The following is a 24,175-nucleotide window of genomic DNA, read 5'->3' as shown; positions in this document are numbered from 1 at the left end:
AAATGGCAAGGACCTATTTCTGCAGGCCTACATGGATCAAATGTGGGAGGGGGCAAGCCCCCTCCCACATAAAGCTCATCACAAAACGGATTTACTCGGCGTTACACAAAGCCAGGCAGTTATCCAGCATACGGTTTGAGAAGCCCCACTCGTTGTCATACCAAGCCAGCACTTTCAGCAGTTTGCCGCTGACCTTGGTGTGATTGGCATCGAAAATCGACGACAGCGGGTTATGGTTGAAGTCGCTGGAAACCAGCGGCAGGGTGTTGTAACCAAGGATTTTCGAGTGCTGGCTGGCTTCTTTAAGCAGCGCGTTGACTTCCTCTGCCGTGGCTTCTTTTTTCAGCGTCACCGTGAGGTCCACCAGCGACACGTTGATCACCGGCACGCGCACCGCCATGCCGGTCAGCTTGCCCGCCAGTTCCGGCAGCACCAGGCCGACCGCTTCAGCGGCGCCGGTTTTGCTCGGGATCATGTTCTGGGTGGCCGAGCGTGCGCGGTACGGGTCGGTGTGGTAGACGTCGGTCAGGTTCTGGTCATTGGTGTAGGCATGAATGGTGGTCATCAGGCCGCTTTCGATGCCCAGCTCGCGGTGCAGCACCTGAGCCACAGGCGCCAGGCAGTTGGTGGTGCACGACGCGTTGGAGATGATCTGGTGGGATTGACGCAAAATGTCATGGTTGACGCCGTAAACCACGGTGGCGTCTGCGCCTTTGGCCGGGGCCGAAATGATCACCTTGCGCGCGCCGGCGGTAATATGGGCGGCGGCCTTGTCACGGTCGGTGAACAGGCCGGTGCATTCGAACACTACGTCGATCTTGTGTGCAGCCCACGGCAGGTCGGCCGGGTTGCGAATGGCACTCACGGCAATCCGGTCACCATTGACGGTCAGGCTTTCCTGATCGTGGGCGACCTCTGCGTCGAAAGTACCGTGTACGGTGTCGTATTTGAGCAGGTGGGCATTGATCGAGCTGTCGCCCAGATCATTGATGGCGACGATCTGCAAATCCTGGCGGTAGCCTTGGGTATACAGTGCGCGCAGGACATTACGGCCGATACGGCCAAAACCATTGATTGCGATACGAAGAGTCATTGGAAAGTGCCTGTCGTCGATTTGTTGTAAGAATTACAAGATTATTCGCATAAAAATAGAAAACAAGCCTTTTTAGTGGCAATATTTTGTTCAATCTACAACGAGTGACCTGAATCAACTGGTCCGATGATTCAAACGACACCCTGCCATCCCATGAGCTGCGGGCGTTTGAACAGCATAGGAACGAGGGTCGCCACATCCGTTAGCCTGGAGTTCTACACATGCATCCCCGCGTCCTTGAGGTCACCGAACGGCTTATCGCCCGCAGCCGCGCCACCCGCGAGGCCTACCTTGCGCTCATTCGCGGCGCAGCCAGCGACGGTCCGATGCGCGGCAAGCTGCAATGCGCCAACTTCGCCCACGGCGTGGCCGGTTGCGGCACTGAAGATAAAAATAGTCTGCGAATGATGAATGCCGCCAACGTGGCAATTGTTTCGTCATATAACGACATGCTCTCGGCGCACCAGCCGTACGAACATTTCCCGGAACAGATCAAGAAAGCCCTGCGCGAAGTCGGCTCGGTCGGCCAGTTCGCCGGCGGCACGCCCGCCATGTGCGACGGCGTGACCCAGGGCGAGCCCGGCATGGAGCTGAGCCTGCTCAGCCGCGAAGTCATCGCCATGTCCACGGCGGTAGCGCTGTCCCACAACATGTTCGATGCCGCGCTGATGCTGGGCATCTGCGACAAGATCGTGCCGGGCCTGATGATGGGCGCGCTGCGCTACGGCCACCTGCCGATGATCTTCGTACCGGGCGGCCCGATGCCGTCGGGCATTTCCAACAAACAGAAAGCCGATGTTCGCCAGCGCTATGCCGAAGGCAAGGCCACTCGCGAAGAGCTGCTGGAATCGGAGATGAAGTCCTACCACAGCCCCGGCACCTGCACCTTCTACGGCACCGCCAACACCAACCAACTGCTGATGGAAGTGATGGGCCTGCACTTGCCCGGCGCGTCGTTCGTCAACCCCTACACGCCGTTGCGTGACGCGCTGACCCGCGAAGCCGCGCACCAGGTCACGCGTCTGACCAAGGCCAACGGCAACTTCACGCCGATCGGCGAGATCGTCGACGAGAAGTCCATCGTCAACTCCATCATCGCCCTCAACGCCACCGGCGGTTCCACCAACCACACCCTGCACATGCCGGCCATCGCCATGTCGGCAGGTATCATCCTGACCTGGGACGACATGGCCGACCTCTCCGAGGTGGTGCCGACCCTGTCCCACGTGTATCCAAACGGCAAGGCCGATATCAACCACTTCCAGGCGGCGGGCGGCATGTCGTTCCTGATCCGCGAACTGCTCGAAGCCGGCTTGCTCCACGAAGACGTCAACACCGTGGCCGGCAAGGGCCTGAGCCGCTACACCCAGGAACCGTTCCTGGTCGACGGCGAGCTGATCTGGCGCGACGGCCCCATCGAGAGCCTCGACGAAACCATCCTGCGCCCTGTGGCCCGTGCGTTCTCGCCGGAAGGCGGCTTGCGCGTGATGGAAGGCAACCTCGGCCGTGGGGTGATGAAAGTCTCTGCCGTGGCGCCTGAGCACCAGGTGGTCGAAGCGCCGGCGGTGGTGTTCCAGGACCAGCAGGACCTGGCCGACGCCTTCAAGGCCGGCCAGCTGGAAAAAGACTTTGTCGCGGTGATGCGCTTCCAGGGCCCGCGCTCCAACGGCATGCCCGAACTGCACAAGATGACCCCGTTCCTCGGCGTGCTGCAGGACCGTGGCTTTAAAGTCGCGTTGGTGACAGACGGGCGTATGTCCGGCGCGTCGGGTAAGATCCCCGCCGCGATCCACGTGAACCCCGAAGCCCAGAGCGGCGGGCCGCTGGCACGTGTGCGCGATGGCGACATCATTCGTGTAGATGGCGTCACCGGCACCTTGGAGCTTAAAGTGGACGCCGAAGAATTTGCAGCGCGCACGCCTGCCACGGGCCTGTTGGGCAATAACGTGGGGGCCGGTCGCGAACTGTTTGCATTTATGCGCTTGGCCGCAAGCTCCGCAGAGCAGGGCGCCAGCGCCTTTACCTGTGCCTTGGAGACGCTTAAGTGAAACTTGCGCTGGTCGGTGATATCGGGGGTACCAACGCCCGTTTTGCGTTGTGGCAGGATTCGGCACTGCATTCGATTCGGGTGCATGCCACGGCGGATCACAAAAGCCCTGAAGACGCGATCAAGGTCTATCTGCAGGAAGAGGGGCTTAAAATCGGCGATATCGGCGCGGTGTGCCTGTCGGTCGCCGGGCCGGTGAGCGGGGATGAATTTAAATTCACCAACAATCACTGGCGCCTGAGCAAGACTGCGTTTTGCCAGACGTTGCAAGTGGATGAGCTGCTGCTGGTCAATGACTTCTCGGCCATGGCCCTGGGCATGACCCGCCTGCAACCCGACGAATTTCGCGTGGTCTGCGCAGGCACGCCGGAGCCGTTGCGCCCGGCGGTGGTGATCGGCCCGGGCACTGGCCTGGGCGTTGGCACGCTGCTGGACCTCGGCGCCGGCCGCTTTGCGGCGTTGCCGGGGGAGGGCGGGCACGTTGACCTGCCCCTGAGCAGCCCGCGTGAAACCCAGCTGTGGCAGCACATCTACACTGAGATCGGCCACGTCAGCGCCGAGACCGCGTTGAGCGGTGGCGGTTTGCCGCGTCTGTACCGGGCGATCTGTGCGGTCGACGGGCATGTGCCGGTACTGGACACGCCCGAAGCCATTACGGCGGCGGGGCTGGCGGGCGATCCGATCGCCATGGAAGTATTGGACCAGTTCAGCATCTGGCTGGGCCGGGTTGCCGGCAATAACGTGCTGACCACCGGTGGACGCGGTGGTGTGTATATCGTGGGCGGGGTGATACCGAGGTTTGCCGACTTCTTTATCAACAGCGGCTTTGCCAGAAGCTTCAGTGACAAAGGCTGCATGAGCGACTACTTCAAAGGCATTCCGGTGTGGTTGGTGACCGCACCGTATTCCGGGTTGACCGGGGCTGGCGTTGCACTGGAGCAGGCTTTTGCATAGGCAGTGATGGCCTCATCGGGGGCAAGTCGAATCGTCGCACCGCCCCTCCCACAATTTGAAATGCATTCCAGTGTGGGAGGGGCTTGCCCCCGATGAGGCCCTCAAGTACACCCCATAACAACAAGGAGGACCCCGTGAGCGTAATCAGTAAATCCATTCTCCTCGTCGACGACGACCAGGAAATCCGCGAATTGCTGCAAACCTACCTCAGTCGCGCCGGTTTCCAGGTGCGTGGCGTGCCGGATGGCGCGGGGTTCCGCCAGGCGATGAACGAGGCGCCGTGCGACCTGGTTATCCTTGATGTGATGTTGCCGGACGAAGACGGTTTCAGCCTTTGCCGCTGGATCCGCCAGCACCCGCGCCAGGCGCAGGTGCCGATCATCATGCTCACCGCCAGCTCCGACGAGGCCGACCGTGTGATCGGCCTGGAGCTGGGGGCCGACGATTACATCGGCAAGCCGTTCAGCCCGCGCGAGCTGCAGGCGCGGATCAAGGCCCTGTTGCGCCGCTGCCAGTTCGGCCAGGAGCGCAGCGGCGGTGGCGACGTGTTGGTGTTCGGTGAATGGCGCCTGGACATGATCAGCCACCGGCTGTTTCACGTGGACGGGGAAGAGGTGATTCTGTCCGGCGCCGACTTCGCGCTGCTCAAGTTGTTTCTCGACCACCCACAACAGATTCTCGACCGCGACACCATCGGCAACGCCACCCGTGGCCGCGACCTGATGCCGCTGGACCGGATCGTCGACATGGCCGTGAGCCGCCTGCGCCAACGCCTGCGCGATACCGAAAAACCTCCGAAGCTGATCCGCACCGTGCGCGGCAGCGGTTATCAACTGGCAGCCAGCGTGGTTGCCGGCAATGCCCACTGAACACCTGACCGAGCGCCGCCGGCGCTTCCCGGTGCCGCGTTCGCTGCTGGGGCGCATGCTGCTGCTGACCTTGCTCGCGGTTCTGTTCGCCCAGGCGTTGTCCAGCGTGATCTGGGTTTCGCAATTGCGTGCCACCCAGCTCGAAGGCCTGGTCACCAGTGCCCGCAGCCTGGCGCATTCGATGACCGCCAGCGTGAGTTATTTCCGTTCGTTGCCGGTGGCCTACCGGCCGTTGGTCCTCGACCAGTTGCGCAGCATGGGCGGCACGCGCTTTGTGGTGACCCTCAACGATCGCCCGCTGGACATGGAGATACTGCCGCAAACCCCGCGCAAACAGGCGGTGCTGGTGGCGGTGGACGAAGTGCTGCGCCAGACCCTCGGCGCCGATGTGCATATCTCGGTGGAGTTCGTCAGCGCCGAAGACCTGCGCATCTTCAACGCCGGCCTCAAGCTCGATGAGTTGCCACGTTCCTGGGCGCATTACGCGTTAACCCTGGAACCGGTGAACCCACCGGTGCTGGTGACCCAGATCCAGCTGGCACCGGGTGAGTGGCTGTACATCGCCTCGCTGCTGCCCGAGCCCTACACCAGCCTTGAAGAACAAGGCCTGCCGTCCCAGCAGGTGTGGTTTATCGTGCTGACCAGCGGTTTCCTGCTGCTGTTCATCGGCCTGCTGGTGCACTGGCAGAGCCGGCCGCTCAAGCGCCTGGCGCGGGCGGCGCGGGACATGTCCCTGGGCGCGGATGTGGAGCCGGTGGCCGAAGGCGGCGGCAGCGAAGTGGTGGAAGTGGGGCGTGCATTCAACGCCATGCGCGAACGCATCAGCCGTTACCTGACCGAGCGCAGCCAGTTGTTCAGCGCGATTTCCCACGACCTGCGCACGCCCATCACCCGCCTGCGCCTGCGCGTGGAATTGCTCGAAGACGAGAACCTGCAAACCAAATTCGGCCGCGACCTGGATGAGCTGGAGCTGCTGGTGAAGGGCGCGCTGCAATGCGTGAAAGACACCGATATCCACGAAAACATCCAGCCGGTCGACCTCAACCACGTGCTCGAATGCCTGGTGGAACCGTATGTGGCGCCCAACGGCAACGGCCGCGTGACCCTGGATGGCGCGGCGTTGGCAGCCTACCCGGGCAAGCCGCTGGCGCTTAAACGCTGCATCGGCAACCTGATCGACAACGCCTTGAAGTACGGGCAGAACGCGCATTTGCACATTGAGGATGATGGTGCGGAGTTCATTTTGCACGTGGATGACGAAGGCCCCGGTGTGCCGGAGCAGCGGTTGGAGCAGGTGTTCGAGCCGCACTTTCGTCTCGCCGGGCAGCAGCAGGGTTACGGCTTGGGTCTGGGGATTGCGCGCAACATCGCTCACAGCCATGGCGGCGAAGTGAGCTTGCAGAATTTGCGCGAGGGCGGCTTGCGCGTCACCTTGCAGCTCCCGCGAACCCTGGACTAAAGACCGCCGCAGGACAAATGTGGGAGGGGGCAAGCCCCCTCCCACATGTTTAACCTCAGTGTGTCAGATGCTTTGGCGCAGTCTTGCCAGATCCCTAAGCGGCGGTGCACCAAACAACCGGCTGTACTCGCGGCTGAACTGCGATGGGCTTTCATACCCCACCCGATACCCTGCCGCCGAAGCTTCCAGCCCTTCGGCAATCATCAACCGCCGCGCTTCCTGCAAGCGCAGTTGCTTCTGATACTGCAGCGGGCTCATGGCGGTAATTGCCTTGAACCGGTGGTGCAAGGTCGAGACGCTGAGGTTCACTTCCTTGGCCAGGTCATCGATGCGCAGCGGTTGCTCGTAGTTGCCGTTCAACCACTTGATCGCCTGGCTGACGCGATGGCTCTGACTGTTGGTCACGGCAATTTCATACAGGCGATAACCCTGTGGCCCACGCAACAAGCGATAGAGAATTTCCCGGTTGATCAACGGCGCGAGCATGGCGATGTCTTTCGGCGAGTCCAGCAGGCGCGCCAGGCGCAGCACGGCGTCGAGCAACTGGGTGTCGATACGGTCGACATACATCCCGCGCGATGTCGGCCGTGACGGCACGCCCATCGGCCCGGCTTCGGCGATCAGGGCTGTGAGTTGCGCCGGGTCGATATTGATGCGCACCGACAGGTTGGGATCATCCGGGGTGGCTTCGATGATTCGGCCCGCCACCGGCATCGCGACTGAAAACACCAGGTAGTTGAGCGGGTCGTAGGCGAAGACTTCATCCGCCAAACGCACTTCCTTGCGGCCATGGGCCAGGATGCACAGCGCGGGCTCGACCAGTACCGGCATGAAATCGCGGGGGGCGTTGTGGCGGTTCAGGAACAGTGAGGTGATCGCTGTGCCGTATGAACCGTCTTCCCAGGTATGCCGGCAGACGATGCAAGCGAGCTCTTCGCGCTGTTTTTCCATATCGGCATCAAGGGGCATGGCGTTATTTCTGGGCGACGACATGGAGGCTCCTCTGCGTGCTTTTACGATGGGCTCAGCTTAGCCGTGGCTTTTCAAAAAGTGTTACGTCGATTCTGCACAATCCTTGCCTGATCCTGCGACACATCGCCAATCAGGCAAGCAGCGGGCCTGTCATCTCAGTGAAACAAGGCGTTTGCCTGTGGAATAAAACCTGGGTGCCAAACGTCCTCTCTACGCTTCTCGCAGGATTGTGCAATAAGCCGGCAGGAATCGACTAACTGCGCCCACACCCGCGCCGTTATCTTTGATCCTGTGGCAACACGCCCTCACAGTGCTTGCCGAGCATCACTTCTCAACGGGAGAGTCGAACATGTCCACCCCCATTCCCGCGAGCCATATGGCCTTTATCCGCGCCCGCACCGGGTGCAGCACCGAACTCGGTGCACGCTTGAGCAGTTTGATCGAACCGGGCCGTCAGGCTCAGGGTTGCCTGCAATTCTCGTTGCAGCATTCCCAGGTCGACCCCGATGTGTGGCTGGTCTCGGGTTTCTGGAGCAGCGAGCAGGCCATGAGCGCCTACTTCAATTCGCCAGCCCTGATGATCTTTACCGAGCTGTTGAATGACATGGTGGTGCGCAGCATGGACTTCCAGACCTTCACCGACACCTCCGCCGCCCATGCCTATGGCGAGTACCTGCAACTGGCGGGTTAGAATGGCCGACTTTTCCATTGGCCAGGACCTGCAACATGGCACGTAAACAATTTGCCCACCACGAAGCCGTTTCCGCCGTAGTACCGGGTGAGGGGGGCTACAGCGCCGCCGTCGCCGTCAAGGCACTGGATGGCATGGGCGCCCCGCAGTTTCACAAAATTCTTGATGGACAAAAATTCAAGACTGCCTCTGATGCCGATGATGCCGCGACGCTGCAGCTTGAGTGCCTGGTTGATGTAGATGAAGAAGGTCAACTGACCTGGGCCACTGCCGCCAACTAACGAATCTGGATGTTCAAATGTGGGAGGGGGCTTGCCCCCTCCCACATTTTGACTGCATTTCATTCAGTCAGGGTTTTGTAGCACCTGGGCGATACATCTTGAACAGCGCCTCAGGCCCCAATTGGAAGTAATCCGCCGGGCCACCGCCACGCAGGATCGGTTCGGCGGCGGCGGTGTCGTAGACGCCGTCCTTGAGCAGCCACTTGGCAATATGCACCGCAACCACCTCGCCCAGCACCAGCCAACTCGGCACCAACTGCTGGTCGGCGCGCTGCAGCTGGATGATCTGCGTCACCTTGCATTCGAACGACACTGGGCTCTCGCCCACTCGAGGCACGCCAACGATTTTCGACGCCACCGGCGTCAGGCCGGACAACTCGAACTCGTTCACCTCTGGTGAAACGGCGGCGCAGCTCTGGTTCATCTGCTCGGCCAACGGGCGGGTGGCCAGGTTCCACACGAACTCGCCGGTCTGCTCGATGTTATTCAGGCTGTCTTTGCGCCCGACGCTGGAAAAACCAATGATCGGCGGAATGTAGTTGAACGCATTGAAGAAACTGTAGGGCGCCAGGTTCAGGCGGCCCTCGCTGTCGTGTGACGAAATCCAGCCGATCGGCCGTGGCCCGACGATGGCATTGAACGGGTCATGGGGCAGGCCGTGGCCGTTGGCGGGTTCGTAGAAGTGGATATCGTCAGACATGCCGGGGTTCCTGCTGCAGATTCGGGAAGGCAGCCATAGTGCAAGCCATGGCGGGGAATTTCCATCGGCGCTATGGAATTTTCATTCATCGGCCACCTAATTTTCACAGCGTCGCGTTCAGTCTGCGCCCATTGAAAGACTGAGCTTCGGAGCCTTCGTACCCATGAACAAACTTCCTCAGATCACCCTGGCGTTCTGGGTCATGAAAATTTGCGCAACCACCCTGGGCGAAACGGCCGGGGACTTGCTCTCGATGACCCTGGATGTCGGCTACGCCATCAGTTCGATGATCCTGATCAGCGTGTTTCTGCTCACCCTGTTGACGCAGCTGCGCTCGAAAACCTACAACCCGGTGCTGTACTGGATCGTGATCCTGTCCACCAGCACCGCCGGTACCACGTTGTCGGACTTTATGGACCGCACGCTCGGCCTGGGTTATGCCGCCGGGTCGATGATCCTGATCGTGCTCTTGATGATCACCTTTGCGCTGTGGCACCTCAGTGGTGATTCGCTGAATGTGAACAAGGTGCAGACCCCACGTGGCGAGCTGTTTTACTGGGTCGCGATCCTGTTCTCCAACACCCTGGGTACGGCCTTGGGCGACTTTCTGGCGGACGACTCGGGGCTGGGTTTTGGCGGCGGGGCGTTGCTGATCGGTTCCACCATTGCGGTGGTGGTAGCGCTCAGATACCTCACGCAAATCTCGGGCGTGCTGTTGTTCTGGGTGGCGTTTGTACTCACGCGGCCTTTCGGCGCGACCCTGGGCGACTTCCTGACCAAACCCCATGAAAAGGGCGGGTTGGATTTCGGCACCATTGGCTCGTCGGCGGTGTTGGCGGGGGTGTTGGTGGTGATGATTGCGGGGGCGAGTTATGCGCAGCGGCGGTATGGACAACGCAGTGCAGCAGAGTTGTCCTGATTCCAAATGTGGGAGGGGGCAGGCCCCCTCTCACATTTCTTACCTCATCACAGCTTAGTCCGTGGTGATGCGCGAATGCTTGCGAGTGTCCTTCATGGTCACGTAGACCACCAGCGACACCGCGATGCACGCGGTCACGTACCAGTAGTAGCCGGTTTCCATGCCGATGCTCTTGAACCATAGCGCGATGTATTCCGCGGTACCGCCGAAGATCGATACGGTCAGCGCATACGGCAGGCCCACGCCCAACGCACGGATTTCGGTGGGGAACAGTTCGGCCTTAACGACCGCGTTGATCGAGGTGTAGCCGCTGACGATGATCAGCGCCGCCATGATCAGGAAGAACGCGCCCCACCAGGTCTGGATGGTGTGCAGGGTGGTGAGGATCGGTACGGTGCACAGCGTGCCGAGGATACCGAAGGCGATCAGGATCGGCCGACGGCCGACCTTGTCCGACAGCCCACCGACCAGGGGCTGTATGCACATGAACAGAAACAGCGTCGCCGCCGAGATGGTGGTGGAGTCGGAGATGCTCATGCCGACGGTGTTCACCAGGTATTTCTGCATGTAGGTGGTGTAGGTATAGAACGCCAGCGTACCGCCCATGGTCAGGCCGACCACGGTGAGCACTTCCTTGGGGTGACGCATCAAGGTGCGCATCGCGCTTTCCTTGGCTTTTTCCTTTTTGGTGAACGACTCGGTTTCTTCCATACCGCGACGCAGGTACAGCGCGACCACTGCGCACAGGGCGCCGATGGCGAACGGGATACGCCAGCCCCAGGCATACAGCTGCTCGGTGGTCAGGGTTTGTTGCAGCACGATCAACACTGCCAGGGCGATGAGCTGGCCGGAAATCAGGGTTACATATTGGAAACTGGAGAAGAAACCGCGACGTTCCTTGGTCGCCATTTCACTCAGGTAGGTGGCCGAGGTGCCGTATTCGCCGCCGACCGACAGGCCTTGCAGCAAGCGTGCGAGCACCAGCAGGATCGGTGCGCCGATGCCGATGGTGTCGTAGCCCGGGGTCAGGGCAATCAGCAATGAGCCGAAGCACATCAGCAGTACCGAGGCCATCAATGCAGCCTTGCGGCCTTTGTAGTCGGCGTACATGCCCATCAGCCAGCCGCCGATCGGGCGCATGATGAAGCCCACGGCAAAGATCGCGGCGGTGTTCATCAACTGGGCGGTGGAAGAGCCTGCGGGAAAGAAGGCCTTGGCGAAGTACAACGAGAAGGCGGCGTAGACGTACCAGTCGTACCACTCGACCATGTTGCCGACGGAGCCGCTGAAAATCGATTTGATGCGGCTGGAGGTGGTGCGTTCTTTCGCCGGCGCAGCTGCCGACCCCAGAGGCAAGGTGTTGGAGTTATCCATTGAAGGATCCTTCATCTAGTTGTTTTTATGGAGCGGCGCGTGCGCAGCCTGGTTGGGGCTATAGCAGGAGCTGTGCCAGGTAGGTGAAGGCCCGGGCTAGAAGGGTTTGCGGATTTTTCTGAGCGGAAAGTCGCTGATGGTTTGGGGGTGGTGAGCGGAAATCCGCTTATGGCTGCCGGCCTCATCGGGGGCAAGCCGCCTCCCATCTTGGAAGGTATTCACAAATCGAAATGTGGGAGGGGCGGTGCGACGATTCGACTTGCCCCCGATGAGGCCCTGTAGGGCGCCGCCAAAGCCGCTTAGAGAAACATCTCGCGCACCAACCCATGCCGCTGCATCTTCTCATTGAGGGTCCGCCGCGGCAGTTGCAGCTCCGCCAGCACTGCCTTGATGTCGCCCTTATGCCGGGTCAGCGCGGCTTTCAGGCAGTGGGCCTCGAAGGCTTCCTGCTGTGCGGCCAGGGATTGCCCGGCCTCGATGCCTTCCGGCTCCGGCTCACCCAGCCCCAGCACCTGGCGTTCGGCAACGTTAGCCAGTTCGCGCACATTGCCCGGCCAGTCATGGCTGAGCAGGCGCCCCAGTTGCGCGCCGCTCAGCGGCTCAACGCTGCGGCCCAAGCGTTCGGCGGCGCTTTGCGCAAAGTGGTCGAACAGCAGCGGGATATCTTCACGGCGTTCGCGCAGCGGCGGCAGGCGCAGTTGCGCGACGTTCAAGCGATACGCCAGGTCCTCACGAAAACGCCCGGCGCGGGCCTCTTCGAGCAGGTCCGGCTTGGTGGCGGCGATGATACGCAAGTCCACCTGAATACTTTGGTTGGAGCCCAACCGCTCAAGCTTCTGTTCCTGCAACACCCGCAGCAGTTTCACCTGCTGGGCCAGGGGCATGCTTTCGATTTCATCAAGGAACAGCGTGCCGCCATGGGCGTATTCGAGCTTGCCGATGCGCTTGCCTTGGGCGCCGGTGAACGCGCCGCTTTCGTGGCCGAACAGCTCGGCTTCAAACAGCTGCTCGGGGATGGCCGCACAGTTGAGCGCTACAAAAGGCTTCTTCGCCCGAGGCCCGAAATCATGCAGGCAGCGCGCGACCAGCTCCTTGCCGCTGCCGGTTTCGCCACGGATCAGCACGTTGACTGGCAAGCTCGCCAGGTCCAGCACCTGCCGGCGCAAATTCTGCAAACCACGGGACACACCGAGCAGGCTGTTCTGCAACTGCGCGCGATGGTCGGCCTGCTGGTGCAGGCGGCGGTTTTCGAGGATCAGCCCGCGCTTGTCCAGCGCACGGCGCAGGCTGTTGAGCAGGGCGTCGGGGCTGAAGGGTTTTTCCAGGAAGTCGTAGGCACCGTCGCGCATGGCTTCGACGGCCATCGGCACGTCGCCGTGGCCGGTCAGCAGGATCACCGGCAAGTCGGCGTCACGCCGTTGCACTTCGGCGAGCAGCTCCAGGCCAGTGAGGCCGGGCATGCGCACATCGCTGAGGATCACGCCGGGGAAGTCCTTGGGCAGTTTCGCCAGGCATTCCTCGGCGCGGCTGAACAGCTGCACTTCAAATCCGGACAAGCTCAACCATTGCTCGACCGCCGTGCGAATGCTGGCTTCGTCATCGACCACAATCACCGCGTTCAACATAGGTCGGGCGTCTCCAGCGCGATAGGCAGGGTCAGGGTAAATACGGCACCGTCGCCACGGTTGGCGGCGATCAGGCGGCCGCCCAGTTCATGCACGATAGCGTAGGACACCGCCAGCCCGAGGCCGAGCCCGTCGCCCACCGGCTTGGTGGTGAAGAACGGGTCGAACACGCTGTTGAGGTGTTCTTCGGCAATTCCGCCGCCGCTGTCGCTGACGCTCAAAAGCCACAGCTGCTGGTCGGCGTGCAGGCGGATTTCCAGGCGTTTGCGCGGTTTGTCGACCATCGCGTCGAGGGCGTTGCGCAACAGGTTGATCAGCACCTGTTCGAGACGGATCGCATCGCCACGCACCCAGGCCGGGCGGGCCAGGTCGAGGACCACGCCGATGGCTTCATCGCGCAGGCGCGCGTCCAGCAGGTGCAGGGACTGGTCGACCACGGTGGCCAGGTCCAGGCGTTCGCGCAGGCCGCTTGGGCTCTTGCGCGCGAAGGTCTTGAGGTGGCCGGTGAGCGCGGCCATGCGCGTGAGCATATCGTCCAGCGGCGTGAGCGCCTGGTAGGCGTCGTCGATGCGGCCGTGGTCGAGCAGCAGGCGCAGGGTCGCCAGTTGCATGCGCTGGGCGGTCAATGGCTGGTTGATTTCATGGGCGAGGGCGGCGGACATCTGCCCCAGCGCCGCCAGCTTGGCCGATTGCACCAAACCGTCCTGGGCGGTGCGCAGGGCCTGGGTGCGCTCCTCGACCAACTGCTCAAGCTCCTCGCGACTGCGCTGGCGTAAACGGGCCAGGCGCCAGCGTTGGGTGAGGAACAGCAGCAGAAACACCAGTGCCAGCCAGGATCCGGCGGCAGCGAGGCCGGCGTTGCGTTGGTCTTCAAAGGCGAACTGCGGTTTGCGCAGCAGGTGCAGGGTCCAGCCTTCGGCCTTCAGCGGCAGGGATTCCCAGATGTAATTGGCATTGCCATCCGGGCCGTTGACGCGCATCAGGTGGCTGTTTTCATCGAAGCGTTGCAGCTGTTGGGTCTCGAGCGGTTGCAGCTGTTTCTTGTCGTATTGGCGGGTGGCCTTGACCTCGGCCAGGTCCGTCTCCGACAGCGGCCGCAGGTTGCGGTAGCGCCAGCCCGGCTGGTTGGCGATAAACACAATGCCGCGCGCGTCGCTGACCAGCAGCAGGTCATTGCCTTGCGCCCATTCACGCTCTAGCTCGGGGAACTCCAGTTTTACCACCATGGCGCCGAGGAACTGCTCGTGCTCATCCACCACGGCGCTGGAGAGGAAGTAACCCGGAATGCCGGTGGTCACCCCCACGGCATAAAACCGCCCGGTGCCCTGGCTCTTGGTCTGGCTGAAGTACGGGCGGAACGCGTAATTGTGGCCGACATAACTGCTCGGCAATGCCCAGTTGCTGGCGGCGACGGCCAGGCCGGTGCGGTCCATCAATTCCAGGGTGGAGGATTGCGCGGCGCCGTTGATGCGTTCCAGTTTGCGGTTGAGCAGATCCTGGGTGGTGGCATCCAGCGGGCCCTTCAAGGCGCTGATCATTTCCGAGTCCAGCGCCAGCACGGCTGGCAGGGCGCGGTAGCGTTCGATCAGGGTGTGCAGGGAGTTGGCGTACAGCGCGAGCTGCTGATTGGCGCGGGCAGCGTCGTCCACCAGGGCCTGGCGCTCGGCATGGCGGGTGGCCAAGGCGGCGGCGAGTACGGCACCGGCGATGATCAGCAGGGAATAGAAGGTCAGTCGCAGGGGGCGGGGGATCGCGATCATACGGATATGAACAGCTGCAATTAGGGGGGAGCACCATACCATGTGCTGCTTGAGTCTTGTGGCGAGTGGGCTTGTGTGGGAGAGGGCTTGCCCCCTCCCATATTTGACTGTATTCACCATAAAAAAGGCGACTGGGCCGTGGGGCCGCAGTCGCCTTTTATCCTTGCAGCGAGGTGCTTACTGCACTTCTACCGCCAGGCTTTCACTGATCTTTTTCTGCCAGATGGCAGGACCGGTGATGTGGACGGATTCGCCCTTGCTGTCCACCGCGACGGTGACCGGCATGTCTTTCACGTCGAACTCGTAGATCGCTTCCATGCCCAGTTCGGCGAAGGCCACAACGCGCGACTTCTTGATGGCTTGCGCCACCAGGTAGGCAGCGCCGCCTACGGCCATCAGGTACACGGCCTTGTGGTCCTTGATCGCTTCGATGGCGGTAGGGCCGCGCTCGGATTTGCCGATCATGCCCAGCAGGCCGGTTTGCTCGAGGATCTGCCGGGTGAACTTGTCCATCCGCGTGGCGGTGGTCGGGCCGGCTGGGCCAACCACTTCTTCGCGCACCGGATCAACCGGGCCGACGTAGTAGATGAAACGACCCTTGAGGTCCACCGGCAGGGTTTCGCCCTTGTTGAGCATCTCGACCATGCGCTTGTGCGCTGCGTCGCGGCCGGTGAGCATCTTGCCGTTGAGCAACACGGTTTCGCCCGGCTTCCAGCTCTGCACTTCTTCCGGTGTCAGGGTGTCGAGGTTAACGCGACGCGCCGACGGGCCGGCTTCCCAGACGATTTCCGGGTAGGCGTCCAACGGTGGCGCTTCCAGCGACGCCGGGCCCGAGCCGTCGAGCACGAAGTGTGCGTGACGGGTGGCGGCGCAGTTGGGGATCATGCACACCGGCAAGGAGGCGGCGTGGGTCGGGTAGTCCATGATCTTCACGTCGAGTACGGTGGTCAGGCCACCCAGGCCCTGGGCGCCGATGCCCAGTTGGTTGACCTTCTCGAACAGCTCCAGGCGCATCTCTTCGATACGGTTGGAGGGGCCGCGCTTTTTCAGCTCGTGGATGTCGATGGATTCCATCAACACTTCCTTGGCCATCACTGCGGCTTTCTCGGCGGTGCCGCCGATGCCGATGCCGAGCATGCCCGGTGGGCACCAGCCGGCGCCCATGGTCGGAACGGTCTTGAGCACCCAGTCGACGATTGAGTCGGACGGGTTGAGCATGGCCATTTTCGACTTGTTCTCGGAGCCGCCGCCCTTGGCTGCCACGTCCACTTCCACGGTGTTACCCGGGACGATGGAGTAGTGGATGACCGCCGGGGTGTTGTCCTTGGTGTTTTTACGCGCACCTGCCGGGTCGGCGAGGATCGAAGCTCGCAGGACGTTTTCCGGCAGGTTGTAGGCGCGACGCACGCCTTCGTTGATCATGTCGTCCAGGCCCATGGTGGCGCCATCCCAACGTACGTCCATGCCCACGCGCACGAACACGGTGACGATACCGGTGTCCTGGCAGATCGGGCGATGGCCGGTGGCGCACATGCGCGAGTTGATCAGGATCTGGGCGATGGAGTCACGGGCCGCTGGCGATTCTTCGCGCAGGTAGGCTTCGTGCATGGCCTGGATGAAGTCAACGGGGTGGTAGTAGGAAATGAATTGCAGGGCGTCGGCAACGCTCTGAATCAGGTCGTCTTGCTTGATCACGGTCATGAGTCGCGCTCCTCTATAAGGGAACATTCAATAAAAGGTGGCCCCAGTGTTGCATCGGTCGGCTGAGTCCACCTTTCCAAGGCACGCCAAAGTGGTGCTGGCGCGACGCTAAAAAGGCGCGGCAGTATAACCCGACGCGGTGGCCGATACACCCGACTATGGTCAAACTGTCGCAGGCATGATTCCCTGTGCGCGTCCCTTCTGATTGAGCCTTTATATGCCTGAACTGCACGTCGGCGAACGCCACTGGTCGGTCGCCACCGGCAGCAACCTGCTGGATGCCTTGAACCTGGCGGGCGTGGCCGTGCCCTACAGTTGCCGCGCCGGCAGTTGCCATGCCTGCCTGGTGCGTTGCCAGGGCGAGGTCGAGGACAAGCAACCGGACGCCCTGAGCCCGGCGCAGCGCCAGGGCGGCTGGCGCCTGGCCTGCCAGTGCCAGGTGAGTGGGGACTTGCACGTCGAAACCTTTGACCCCCTGCGCGACGGCTTGCCGGCCCGGGTGGTCGGCGCGGATTGGCTGAACGCCAGCGTGCTGCGTCTGCGCCTGCAACCGGAACGCGGCTTGCGTTACCGGGCCGGGCAGCATTTGGTGCTGTGGGCGGGACAGGTGGCGCGCCCGTATTCCCTGGCGAGCTTGCCCCAGGACGAGCCGTTTCTGGAGTTTCATATCGATTGCCGCCAGCCCGGCGAATTCAGCGATATCGCCCGGCACTTGCAGGTTGGCGATCCATTGCGTCTGGGCGAGTTGCGCGGCGGCGCGCTGCAATACGATCCCGACTGGCAATCGCGGCCTTTGTGGCTGCTGGCCTCCGGCACCGGCCTCGGCCCGCTGTGGGGTGTATTGCGCGAAGCGCTGCGCCAGGATCACCAAGGCGCCATCCGTGTGATTCACCTGGCCCATGACGCCGGCGGCCATTACCTGGCCGAACCCCTGGCGGCGCTGGCGGCGCAGCATCCCAACCTGTCGGTGGAACTGTGGACATCGGCGGAGTCGGCCCAGGCATTGGCGCAACTGCGGCTTGTTTCGCGGCAAACCCTGGCCTTACTCTGCGGGCACCCGGCCAGTGTCGAGGCGTTTTCCAAGCGCCTGTTCCTGGCCGGACTGCCGCGCAATCAACTGCTGGCCGATGTGTTTGTGCCGCGTGGTTGAGCGCTGAATTTCATCACTGCGAGACTCGCCATGACCGACGCCATCCACCCGCTGCGCGAACGCGGGGTGCTGACCCTGCAGTTCAATCGCCCCGACAAGAAAAACGCCCTGACCCGCGCCATGTACAGCCAACTGGCCGAGGCGCTGGAGTTGGCTGATGCAGATGCGGATATCCGCGCGGTGCTGATCCAGGGCAGCAGCGAGTGTTTTACCGCCGGCAACGACATCGGCGACTTCCTTGAACAACCGCCCAGCGACCTCGACAGCCCGCCGTTTCACTTTATGAAAAGCCTGCTCAATTGCCGCAAACCGGTGATTGCTGGCGTCGCGGGTGCGGCGGTGGGCATCGGCACGACGCTGCTGCTGCATTGCGACCTGGTCTATATCAGCCGCGATGCGCGCTTGCGCATGCCGTTCGTCAACCTTGGGCTGTGCCCGGAGTTTGGTTCGAGCCTGATCCTGCCGCGCCTGTTGGGGCATGCGAAAGCGGCTGAACTGTTGCTGCTGGGCGAGGGCTTTACCGGCGAACAGGCGGCGGCCTGGGGGATTGCCACCGAGGCGTTGGGCAGCGGCGAGGCGGCGCTGGCCAAGGCACGGGAAGTGGCCGAGCGTTTTGAACACCTGGCCCCGGCGGCGGTGCAGGTTACCAAGCAGTTGATGAAGAGTGTTGATCGCGAGCAGTTGCGCCAGGTGATCGAGGAGGAGGGCGCTTTGTTTACCCAGCGCCTCAAGTCCCCGGAGGCGATTGCCGCGCTGTCAGGATTTATCGCCCGGCGCTGATCAAATCGGCAGTTGCGCCAGGTCAGCCTCCAGGGCTTCCAGAAACACCCTGACCCGCGCCGGCACGTAGCGTCGGCTCGGCATGATTGCCCACACGGCCAGCTCTTCCAGGGACGCATCCTGCAAATGCACCTGCACCAGCGAGCCGTCCTTGAGCTGCCGGCACACATCCACACACGTCAGCATCGCCAGGCCCAGTCCTTCCAGCGCGGCGGCGCGCACGGCGTCGACGCTGGTGGTCTGGCAGCGTCCGTGTACGCGCTTGGGTTGCAGTGTCTGATCAATCACAAAGGGCCAGCGCGGCGCGCTATCCAGGATGATGCAGTCGTGGTCGTCCAGGTCGCTCACCACGGTTGGCAGGCCGCGCCGTTGCAAATACGCCGGCGAGGCGCAAATAAGGCGGGGGTTGACCGTGATTTTGCGCGCGACGAGTTCCGAGTCGGGCAAGGGCCCGATGCGCAGGGCCACATCCATGCCTTGCGCCACAATATCGGCCATCTGCTCGCTGATATGGACCTCGACCTTGAGGTCCGGGTAATCCTCCAGCAGGCGCGGCAGCAACGCCAGGACGATGGATTGGCCGAAGATGCTCGGGGTACTCACACGCAATACGCCCGACACCCGGTTCGAGGTTTGGCCGAGGGCATGCCGTGCGTTTTCCTCGGCCTCGCTCATGGCGATGGCGTGGGGCAGCAGCGCTTCGCCCTCGGCGGTCAGGGAGACCGAACGGGTCGAGCGGTGGAACAGGCGCACGCCGAGTTCTTCTTCCAGGGCCGCCACCCGTCGGGAGACTTGCATCGGTGTCACGTCGAGTTGGCGTGCGGCGGCCGAGAGGCTGCCCGTTGAGGTCACGGCGAGGAACAGTTTCAGGTCTGAAGTCAGCATGATTACATCGGTATCGGTTATGGCGCCTTCACAGGGGCTGCGCTTGAGCGGGTGTTTGGCGTGGGTTAGCGTCGCCGCTTTAGAAATCTAGCTGAACGCAGCCGCCGTTTCGTGGAGTGATCATGACTGAGCTGAGCACAAAAGCCTTATCCAAATATGTTATTAAAAACGCGTCTCTGGCAAACCGTCTTGCCGTAGCGCCGATGACTCGTGTGAGTGCGACCGAAGATGGGTTTGTCACGCCGGCCATGCACGACTATTACCTGCGGTTCGCCAAGGGCGGTTTTGGCCTGATCATCAGCGAAGGCCTGTACACCGACCAGGCGTTTTCCCAGGGGTACCGGTTTCAGCCCGGCCTGGTGAACGATGCCCAGGCCATCTCATGGGGGGCGACCAACCAGGCCCTTCAACGGGAGGGGGCAAAAGTGTTTGCGCAGCTCATGCATGCGGGGGCGCTGAGCCAGGGCAACCGGTTTTCCGAGCGCAGTGCAGCGCCTTCTGCGGTGCGGCCGATGGGTGAGCAGATGCCGTTTTATTACGGCGTCGGGCGTTACACCCAGCCGCTCGAGCTCAGCGAAGTGCAAATCGAAGAAGTGATCCAGGGCTTTGTCGACTCGGCAGCACGGGCAGTGCGCATCGGTGGCTTTGATGGGATTGAAATCCATGGCGCCCATGGCTATCTGCTTGATCAGTTCCTGACCACCTATACCAACCAGCGCACGGACCGTTGGGGCGGCGACATTCACGCCCGCGTGGCGTTGCTGGTGGAAATCGTCAAGGCGATCAAGACCGAACTGGGCAGCGAGGTGCCGGTGGGGATGCGCATTTCGCAAAGCAAGGTGAATGACTTCGTCTACAAGTGGCCGGGCGGCGAGGCGGATGCGCAGGTGATCTTCTCCAGCCTTGCGCGGGCCGGCGCGGATTTTATCCACGTCAGCGAGTATCAGGCCTGGCAGCCGGCGTTTGCTGGAGGGCAGGAGACGCTGGTGGCGCTGGCGCGTCGGTATGCGCCGGGTCTAACGATTATTGCCAATGGCAGCCTGCTCGATATCGCACGGGTCAATGATGCGTTGCACGACGGCGCGGACCTTATCGCCCAAGGAGAGGGCGCATTGAGCAATCCTGACTTGCCACGGGTTTACGCAGCGGGACGTGCGCCACGGCCGTTCGATAATTCAATCCTGGGGCCGATTGCCAACATCAAGGACAGTGAGCTGGCGTTCAGCGGGGAACCTGCATGAGCCCGCGTACTGGCTGGGCCGCCGCCGCGTTGTTGATCGCCATGGCGGGGGCGGCACAGGCCGCGCCACCGTTCGAAGCGGGCGCATTGCCTGCGCAGTGGTTCAGCGCGGGGGCCGCGTGCGCGATTTTTCGCGATGATTTCCAGGTGCACGCCTACAACGAAAACTTCTACATCCTGCGCCAGTCGGGCTGCGTGAGCAGTGACAAGCCGTTCCTGTACCTGCTGTTCGGCAAGGATCGGGCAATTTTTTTTGATACGGGGGCGGGGGACGATTCGGGGTCTTCTACTGCCCGCGTGCCGAATGTGGTGGGGGCGGTGGATCAGGTGATCAATCAATGGCTGGCACGTAACAAGCGGCAATCCATCCCTCTGGTGGTGACGCATTTGCATGGTCATGCGGACCATGTGGTGGGCGATGACCAGTTTGCCAAGCGGCCAGGCACCACATTCGTAAAACCCAATGATCTTGAGGGTCTCAAGGTTTTTTTTGGCATCAACCGTTGGCCGCAACAAAGCGTTGCCTACGATCTGGGCGGGCGCATGCTCGACATCATTCCCGTGCCGGGGCACGACCCGGCGAGCATTGCCGTGTACGACCGTCAGACCGCCGTGCTGTTGACCGGTGACTTTGTGTATCCGGGGCGGATCTATGTGAACGACCCCGACCCACAGGTCATGCAGGACAGTGTGCAGCGCCTGGTCGACTTTACCGCCAGCCGTCCCGTGGCCCATGTGCTGGGCTCGCACATTGAACAGCGGGCGCCCTATGTCGAGAACCCGATAGGCGTGCACGCTGCACCGCAGGAAGTGCCGCTGCAGTTGGGGCGTGCGCATTTGCTGGAGTTGCTTGAAGCCGCACGCTTGCGCAGCGGTGGGCAGATTGTGCAGAAGGCCTATCGCGACTTCACGCTCTGCGGGAAGTATCCCTCGTGTAAACCGGTGAATGCCGCGGCCGAAGGATAGGGTTCTTCCAGGCAGCAAAAAGCCCCGCCATTCACATGGCGGGGCTTTTTTTGTTCAGCGAGTCACTCAGACCATTGGGTCGCCAACGTGCAGGATCTTCATGCCGTTGGTGCCGCCGATGGTGTGGTAGCTGTCGCCCTTGGTCAGGATGACCCAGTCGCCTTTCTCCACAACGCCACGCTTGACCAGCTCGTCGATGGCCGCCTGGCTGACTTCGTGCGGCGGCAACGAGGCCGGGTCGAACGGTACGGTGTACACGCCACGGAACATGGCCGCGCGGGCCTGGGTTTCGCGGTGCGGGGAGAACGCGTAGATCGGCACCGAGGAACGGATGCGCGACATGATCAACGGCGTGTAGCCACTTTCGGTCAGGGCGATGATCGCCTTCACACCCGGGAAGTGGTTGGCGGTGTACATGGCCGCCAGGGCGATGCTCTGGTCGCAGCTTTCGAACTCTTTGCCGATGCGGTGGCTGGAGGTCTTGCTGGTCGGGTGCTTTTCGGCGCCGATGCAAATACGCGCCATGGCCTGCACGGCTTCCAGCGGGTAAGGGCCGGCAGCACTTTCAGCCGAGAGCATCACGGCGTCGGTGTAGTCGAGCACGGCGTTGGCCACGTCGGACACTTCGGCACGGGTCGGCATCGGGTTCTGGATCATCGACTCCATCATCTGGGTCGCCACGATCACAGCCTTGTTGTGGCGGCGTGCGTGCAGGATGATTTTCTTCTGGATACCGATCAGCTCGGCGTCACCGATTTCCACGCCCAGGTCGCCACGGGCAACCATCACAGCGTCGGACGCCTTGATCAGGCCGTCGAGGGTTTCGTCATCGGCCACGGCTTCGGCGCGTTCGATCTTCGCCACCAGCCAGGCGGTACCGCCGGCTTCGTCGCGCAGTTTGCGAGCGTATTCCATGTCGGCAGCGTCGCGCGGGAAGGACACGGCGAGGTAGTCCACTTCCATTTCGGCGGCGAGCTTGATGTCGGCCTTGTCTTTTTCAGTCAGGGCCGGCGCCGTCAGGCCACCGCCGCGACGGTTGATGCCTTTGTGGTCAGACAGCGGGCCGCCGATGATCACGGTGCAATGCAGTTCGGTCGGGGTCGCAGTGTCGACGCGCATCACCACACGGCCGTCGTCCAGCAGCAGCTCGTCACCGACGCCGCAATCCTTGACCAGGTCCGGGTAGTCGATACCCACGACTTGCTGGTTGCCTTCGGTCAGCGGGTGGCTGGTGGAGAAGGTGAAGGTGTCACCGATCTTCAGTTCGATCCGCTTGTTGGCGAATTTGGCGATACGGATTTTCGGGCCTTGCAGGTCACCCAGCAATGCCACGAAGCGGCCATGCTTGGCTGCCAGGTCACGCACCAGCTTGGCGCGAGCCTTGTGCTCGTCCGGGGTGCCGTGGGAGAAGTTCAGACGGGCAACGTCCAAACCAGCCAGAATCAGCTGTTCGAGGACTTCCGGCGAGTTGCTGGCCGGGCCAAGGGTGGCGACGATTTTGGTACGACGGACGGACATGCACAGACTCCTGAGTTCAAGCGCTGAGGAAGGCTACTATGCTCTTTCGTTGTAGTCATTGTTCGTTTGCACTACTTATCGACGATCGGCTTGTTTTCGCTGCGGCTGAATACGAACAACCTTGAAGATTTTCGGCGAGGGGTCGATACACTGCACAAGACAGGAGAACCCTCATGCGAATTTTGCTCATTGCTGCCCTGGCCGTCAGTGTTGTCGGCTGCACCCGCTGGTCGATGGACCACCACTTGAACAACGCCTACCGTGCGTACAAGGTCGGTGACTGTGAGCGCGTCACCCTGGAATTGTCCCAGGTCGACCGTGAAAGCCGCACCCGGCGTTACGTGCAGCCCGAGGTGTCGATGCTGCGTGGGCAATGCCTGGAACGGCAGAAACTGTTCGTCGATGCGGTGCAAACCTACCAATTCATCATCAATCAGTACCCGTCGAGTGAGTACGCTTACCGTGCTCGCGCCAGGTTGGACACCCTGCAGCAACTGGGGCATTACCCCGGCGCAAGCGCGGCACAGACGCGTCCCGCGTCTTTATAATGATATTCGTCATTTCATAACTGGCCTGCTGCCAGTCTTGGGCTATCCTTTGAATGTTCATTTGTACAAGTTTCAATTCGAATGAATGCAGGGCCCGGACTCGGCAGCTGTCCAGTGACAAAGCGTTGTCTGTTGTCACACCGAGATCCAGGGAGAGCGAGTGCTTTTGCTCGTTCCGAATCACTGGCACGGCCAGAGTCATGGCCACAGGATGGCGATCTCACCATGTTTACCGACCGACGGATCGAGCGGCATCAGTTACCTTATTTCCTGCAAGTGTTTAACCGCCTCACCGACAAGCCCATTGGGTTTTTGGGAAATGTCTCGGAAGACGGGCTGATGTTAATCAGCCAGTTGCCCATGATGGTGGGCGTGGACTTCGAGCTGCGCTTGAAGATTCCCGCGGCGGACGACACCTTCCAAGCCATCGACCTCACGGCTACCTGCTTGTGGAGCCATGAGGATATCAACCCGCAGCATTACGATTCCGGCTTCAGCGTGCTCCAGGCGTCCGAGGAATACGGGCAACTGATTAACGTTTTGTTGAATTACTTCAGTTTCGATCCCTTGCAGGCTTCGGCCTAGGTTCGGCGCGCTGTCGACCCGGTTCGGGCGTTACTGCCCTGGCTGTGGTCGCGCGCGC

Annotated in this window: 22 protein-coding genes; 13 read left to right on the top strand and 9 right to left on the bottom strand. The window is 61.9% G+C overall.

Annotated elements, in window-relative coordinates; translation table 11 throughout:
• Positions 1–91: 91 nt before the first annotated feature.
• The gene (gene gap, locus AC0IYH_RS13485; protein ID WP_032890857.1) at positions 92–1,093 is read right to left on the bottom strand and encodes a type I glyceraldehyde-3-phosphate dehydrogenase; all 1,002 of its coding nucleotides are present in this window, start codon (positions 1,091–1,093) and stop codon (positions 92–94) included.
• A 221-nt stretch (positions 1,094–1,314) separates the two neighbouring features.
• On the opposite strand from gap, the gene edd reads away from it, so the two are divergent.
• The 4 genes from edd to AC0IYH_RS13465 all read left to right on the top strand — a co-directional run bounded on the left by edd (position 1,315) and on the right by AC0IYH_RS13465 (position 6,422).
• Entirely contained in the window at positions 1,315–3,141 is a 1,827-nt protein-coding gene (gene edd, locus AC0IYH_RS13480) for a phosphogluconate dehydratase (protein ID WP_116628696.1), read from the top strand.
• The gene (locus tag AC0IYH_RS13475; RefSeq protein WP_471834735.1) at positions 3,138–4,094 is read left to right on the top strand and encodes a glucokinase; all 957 of its coding nucleotides are present in this window, start codon (positions 3,138–3,140) and stop codon (positions 4,092–4,094) included. The genes edd and AC0IYH_RS13475 overlap by 4 nt, the downstream gene beginning before the upstream one ends.
• A gap of 134 nt (positions 4,095–4,228) precedes the next feature.
• Complete coding sequence (locus AC0IYH_RS13470) at positions 4,229–4,963, top strand: response regulator (RefSeq protein WP_101272768.1); 735 nt, start codon at positions 4,229–4,231, stop codon at positions 4,961–4,963.
• Entirely contained in the window at positions 4,953–6,422 is a 1,470-nt protein-coding gene (locus AC0IYH_RS13465) for an ATP-binding protein (RefSeq protein ID WP_116628694.1), read from the top strand. The genes AC0IYH_RS13470 and AC0IYH_RS13465 overlap by 11 nt, the downstream gene beginning before the upstream one ends.
• Before the next feature lie 63 nt (positions 6,423–6,485).
• Here AC0IYH_RS13465 and AC0IYH_RS13460 read toward each other — a convergent pair whose 3' ends face one another.
• Positions 6,486–7,415 (bottom strand): AraC family transcriptional regulator, encoded by a 930-nt coding sequence (locus AC0IYH_RS13460; protein ID WP_116628693.1) that lies wholly within the window; start codon positions 7,413–7,415, stop codon positions 6,486–6,488.
• Positions 7,416–7,743: 328 nt separating this feature from the next.
• Here AC0IYH_RS13460 and AC0IYH_RS13455 point away from each other — a divergent pair, with 328 nt between their 5' ends.
• Both AC0IYH_RS13455 and AC0IYH_RS13450 read left to right on the top strand, forming a co-directional pair.
• A complete protein-coding gene (locus tag AC0IYH_RS13455; protein WP_122772563.1) occupies positions 7,744–8,085 on the top strand; it encodes an antibiotic biosynthesis monooxygenase family protein in 342 nt (113 codons plus the stop codon).
• 35 nt (positions 8,086–8,120) lie between these two features.
• Positions 8,121–8,366, top strand: coding sequence for a hypothetical protein (locus AC0IYH_RS13450; RefSeq protein WP_122772562.1), 246 nt, complete (start codon positions 8,121–8,123; stop codon positions 8,364–8,366).
• A 67-nt stretch (positions 8,367–8,433) separates the two neighbouring features.
• Here the strand turns inward: AC0IYH_RS13450 and AC0IYH_RS13445 are convergent, their stop codons facing one another.
• Positions 8,434–9,066 (bottom strand): flavin reductase family protein, encoded by a 633-nt coding sequence (locus AC0IYH_RS13445; RefSeq protein ID WP_471834732.1) that lies wholly within the window; start codon positions 9,064–9,066, stop codon positions 8,434–8,436.
• Between the two features lie 163 nt (positions 9,067–9,229).
• Between AC0IYH_RS13445 and AC0IYH_RS13440 the strand changes: the two genes are divergently transcribed.
• Positions 9,230–9,985, top strand: coding sequence for a COG4705 family protein (locus tag AC0IYH_RS13440; protein WP_471834730.1), 756 nt, complete (start codon positions 9,230–9,232; stop codon positions 9,983–9,985).
• 54 nt (positions 9,986–10,039) lie between these two features.
• Here AC0IYH_RS13440 and AC0IYH_RS13435 read toward each other — a convergent pair whose 3' ends face one another.
• The 4 genes from AC0IYH_RS13435 to AC0IYH_RS13420 all read right to left on the bottom strand — a co-directional run bounded on the left by AC0IYH_RS13435 (position 10,040) and on the right by AC0IYH_RS13420 (position 16,445).
• Positions 10,040–11,359, bottom strand: a complete 1,320-nt coding sequence (locus AC0IYH_RS13435; RefSeq protein ID WP_116628689.1) for an MFS transporter — start codon at positions 11,357–11,359, stop codon at positions 10,040–10,042.
• Positions 11,360–11,658: 299 nt separating this feature from the next.
• Entirely contained in the window at positions 11,659–12,984 is a 1,326-nt protein-coding gene (locus tag AC0IYH_RS13430; protein WP_122772559.1) for a sigma-54-dependent transcriptional regulator, read from the bottom strand.
• A complete protein-coding gene (locus AC0IYH_RS13425; RefSeq protein ID WP_116628687.1) occupies positions 12,978–14,744 on the bottom strand; it encodes an ATP-binding protein in 1,767 nt (588 codons plus the stop codon). Before AC0IYH_RS13425 ends, AC0IYH_RS13430 begins: the two co-directional genes overlap by 7 nt.
• 177 nt (positions 14,745–14,921) lie before the next feature.
• Positions 14,922–16,445: a fumarate hydratase gene (locus AC0IYH_RS13420; protein ID WP_116628686.1), complete on the bottom strand. Its 1,524-nt coding sequence runs from the start codon at positions 16,443–16,445 to the stop codon at positions 14,922–14,924.
• Positions 16,446–16,662: 217 nt separating this feature from the next.
• On the opposite strand from AC0IYH_RS13420, the gene AC0IYH_RS13415 reads away from it, so the two are divergent.
• Both AC0IYH_RS13415 and AC0IYH_RS13410 read left to right on the top strand, forming a co-directional pair.
• The gene (locus tag AC0IYH_RS13415) at positions 16,663–17,595 is read left to right on the top strand and encodes an iron-sulfur-binding ferredoxin reductase (protein WP_471834727.1); all 933 of its coding nucleotides are present in this window, start codon (positions 16,663–16,665) and stop codon (positions 17,593–17,595) included.
• A 30-nt stretch (positions 17,596–17,625) separates the two neighbouring features.
• Positions 17,626–18,375 (top strand): enoyl-CoA hydratase, encoded by a 750-nt coding sequence (locus tag AC0IYH_RS13410; RefSeq protein WP_116628684.1) that lies wholly within the window; start codon positions 17,626–17,628, stop codon positions 18,373–18,375.
• On the opposite strand, the gene AC0IYH_RS13405 is transcribed toward AC0IYH_RS13410, so the two are convergent.
• Positions 18,376–19,260 carry a LysR family transcriptional regulator gene (locus tag AC0IYH_RS13405; protein ID WP_122772555.1) on the bottom strand — a complete coding sequence of 295 codons (885 nt, stop codon included), beginning with the start codon at positions 19,258–19,260 and terminating at the stop codon, positions 18,376–18,378.
• Positions 19,261–19,382: 122 nt separating this feature from the next.
• Here AC0IYH_RS13405 and AC0IYH_RS13400 point away from each other — a divergent pair, with 122 nt between their 5' ends.
• Positions 19,383–20,501: an NADH:flavin oxidoreductase gene (locus AC0IYH_RS13400; protein WP_471834724.1), complete on the top strand. Its 1,119-nt coding sequence runs from the start codon at positions 19,383–19,385 to the stop codon at positions 20,499–20,501.
• Entirely contained in the window at positions 20,498–21,466 is a 969-nt protein-coding gene (locus tag AC0IYH_RS13395) for an MBL fold metallo-hydrolase (RefSeq protein ID WP_471834722.1), read from the top strand. Before AC0IYH_RS13400 ends, AC0IYH_RS13395 begins: the two co-directional genes overlap by 4 nt.
• A 66-nt stretch (positions 21,467–21,532) precedes the next feature.
• Here AC0IYH_RS13395 and pyk read toward each other — a convergent pair whose 3' ends face one another.
• Entirely contained in the window at positions 21,533–22,984 is a 1,452-nt protein-coding gene (gene pyk, locus AC0IYH_RS13390; protein WP_101272757.1) for a pyruvate kinase, read from the bottom strand.
• A gap of 173 nt (positions 22,985–23,157) precedes the next feature.
• Here pyk and AC0IYH_RS13385 point away from each other — a divergent pair, with 173 nt between their 5' ends.
• Both AC0IYH_RS13385 and AC0IYH_RS13380 read left to right on the top strand, forming a co-directional pair.
• Positions 23,158–23,532, top strand: a complete 375-nt coding sequence (locus tag AC0IYH_RS13385; protein ID WP_116628680.1) for a tetratricopeptide repeat protein — start codon at positions 23,158–23,160, stop codon at positions 23,530–23,532.
• Between the two features lie 225 nt (positions 23,533–23,757).
• Complete coding sequence (locus AC0IYH_RS13380) at positions 23,758–24,117, top strand: PilZ domain-containing protein (protein WP_122772551.1); 360 nt, start codon at positions 23,758–23,760, stop codon at positions 24,115–24,117.
• Positions 24,118–24,175: the final 58 nt, after the last annotated feature.

Source organism: Pseudomonas sp. AC463 (assembly GCF_979253585.1).
Note: the sequence above shows the minus strand (reverse complement) of the source record. Positions and strands in the feature narration are given on the sequence as shown.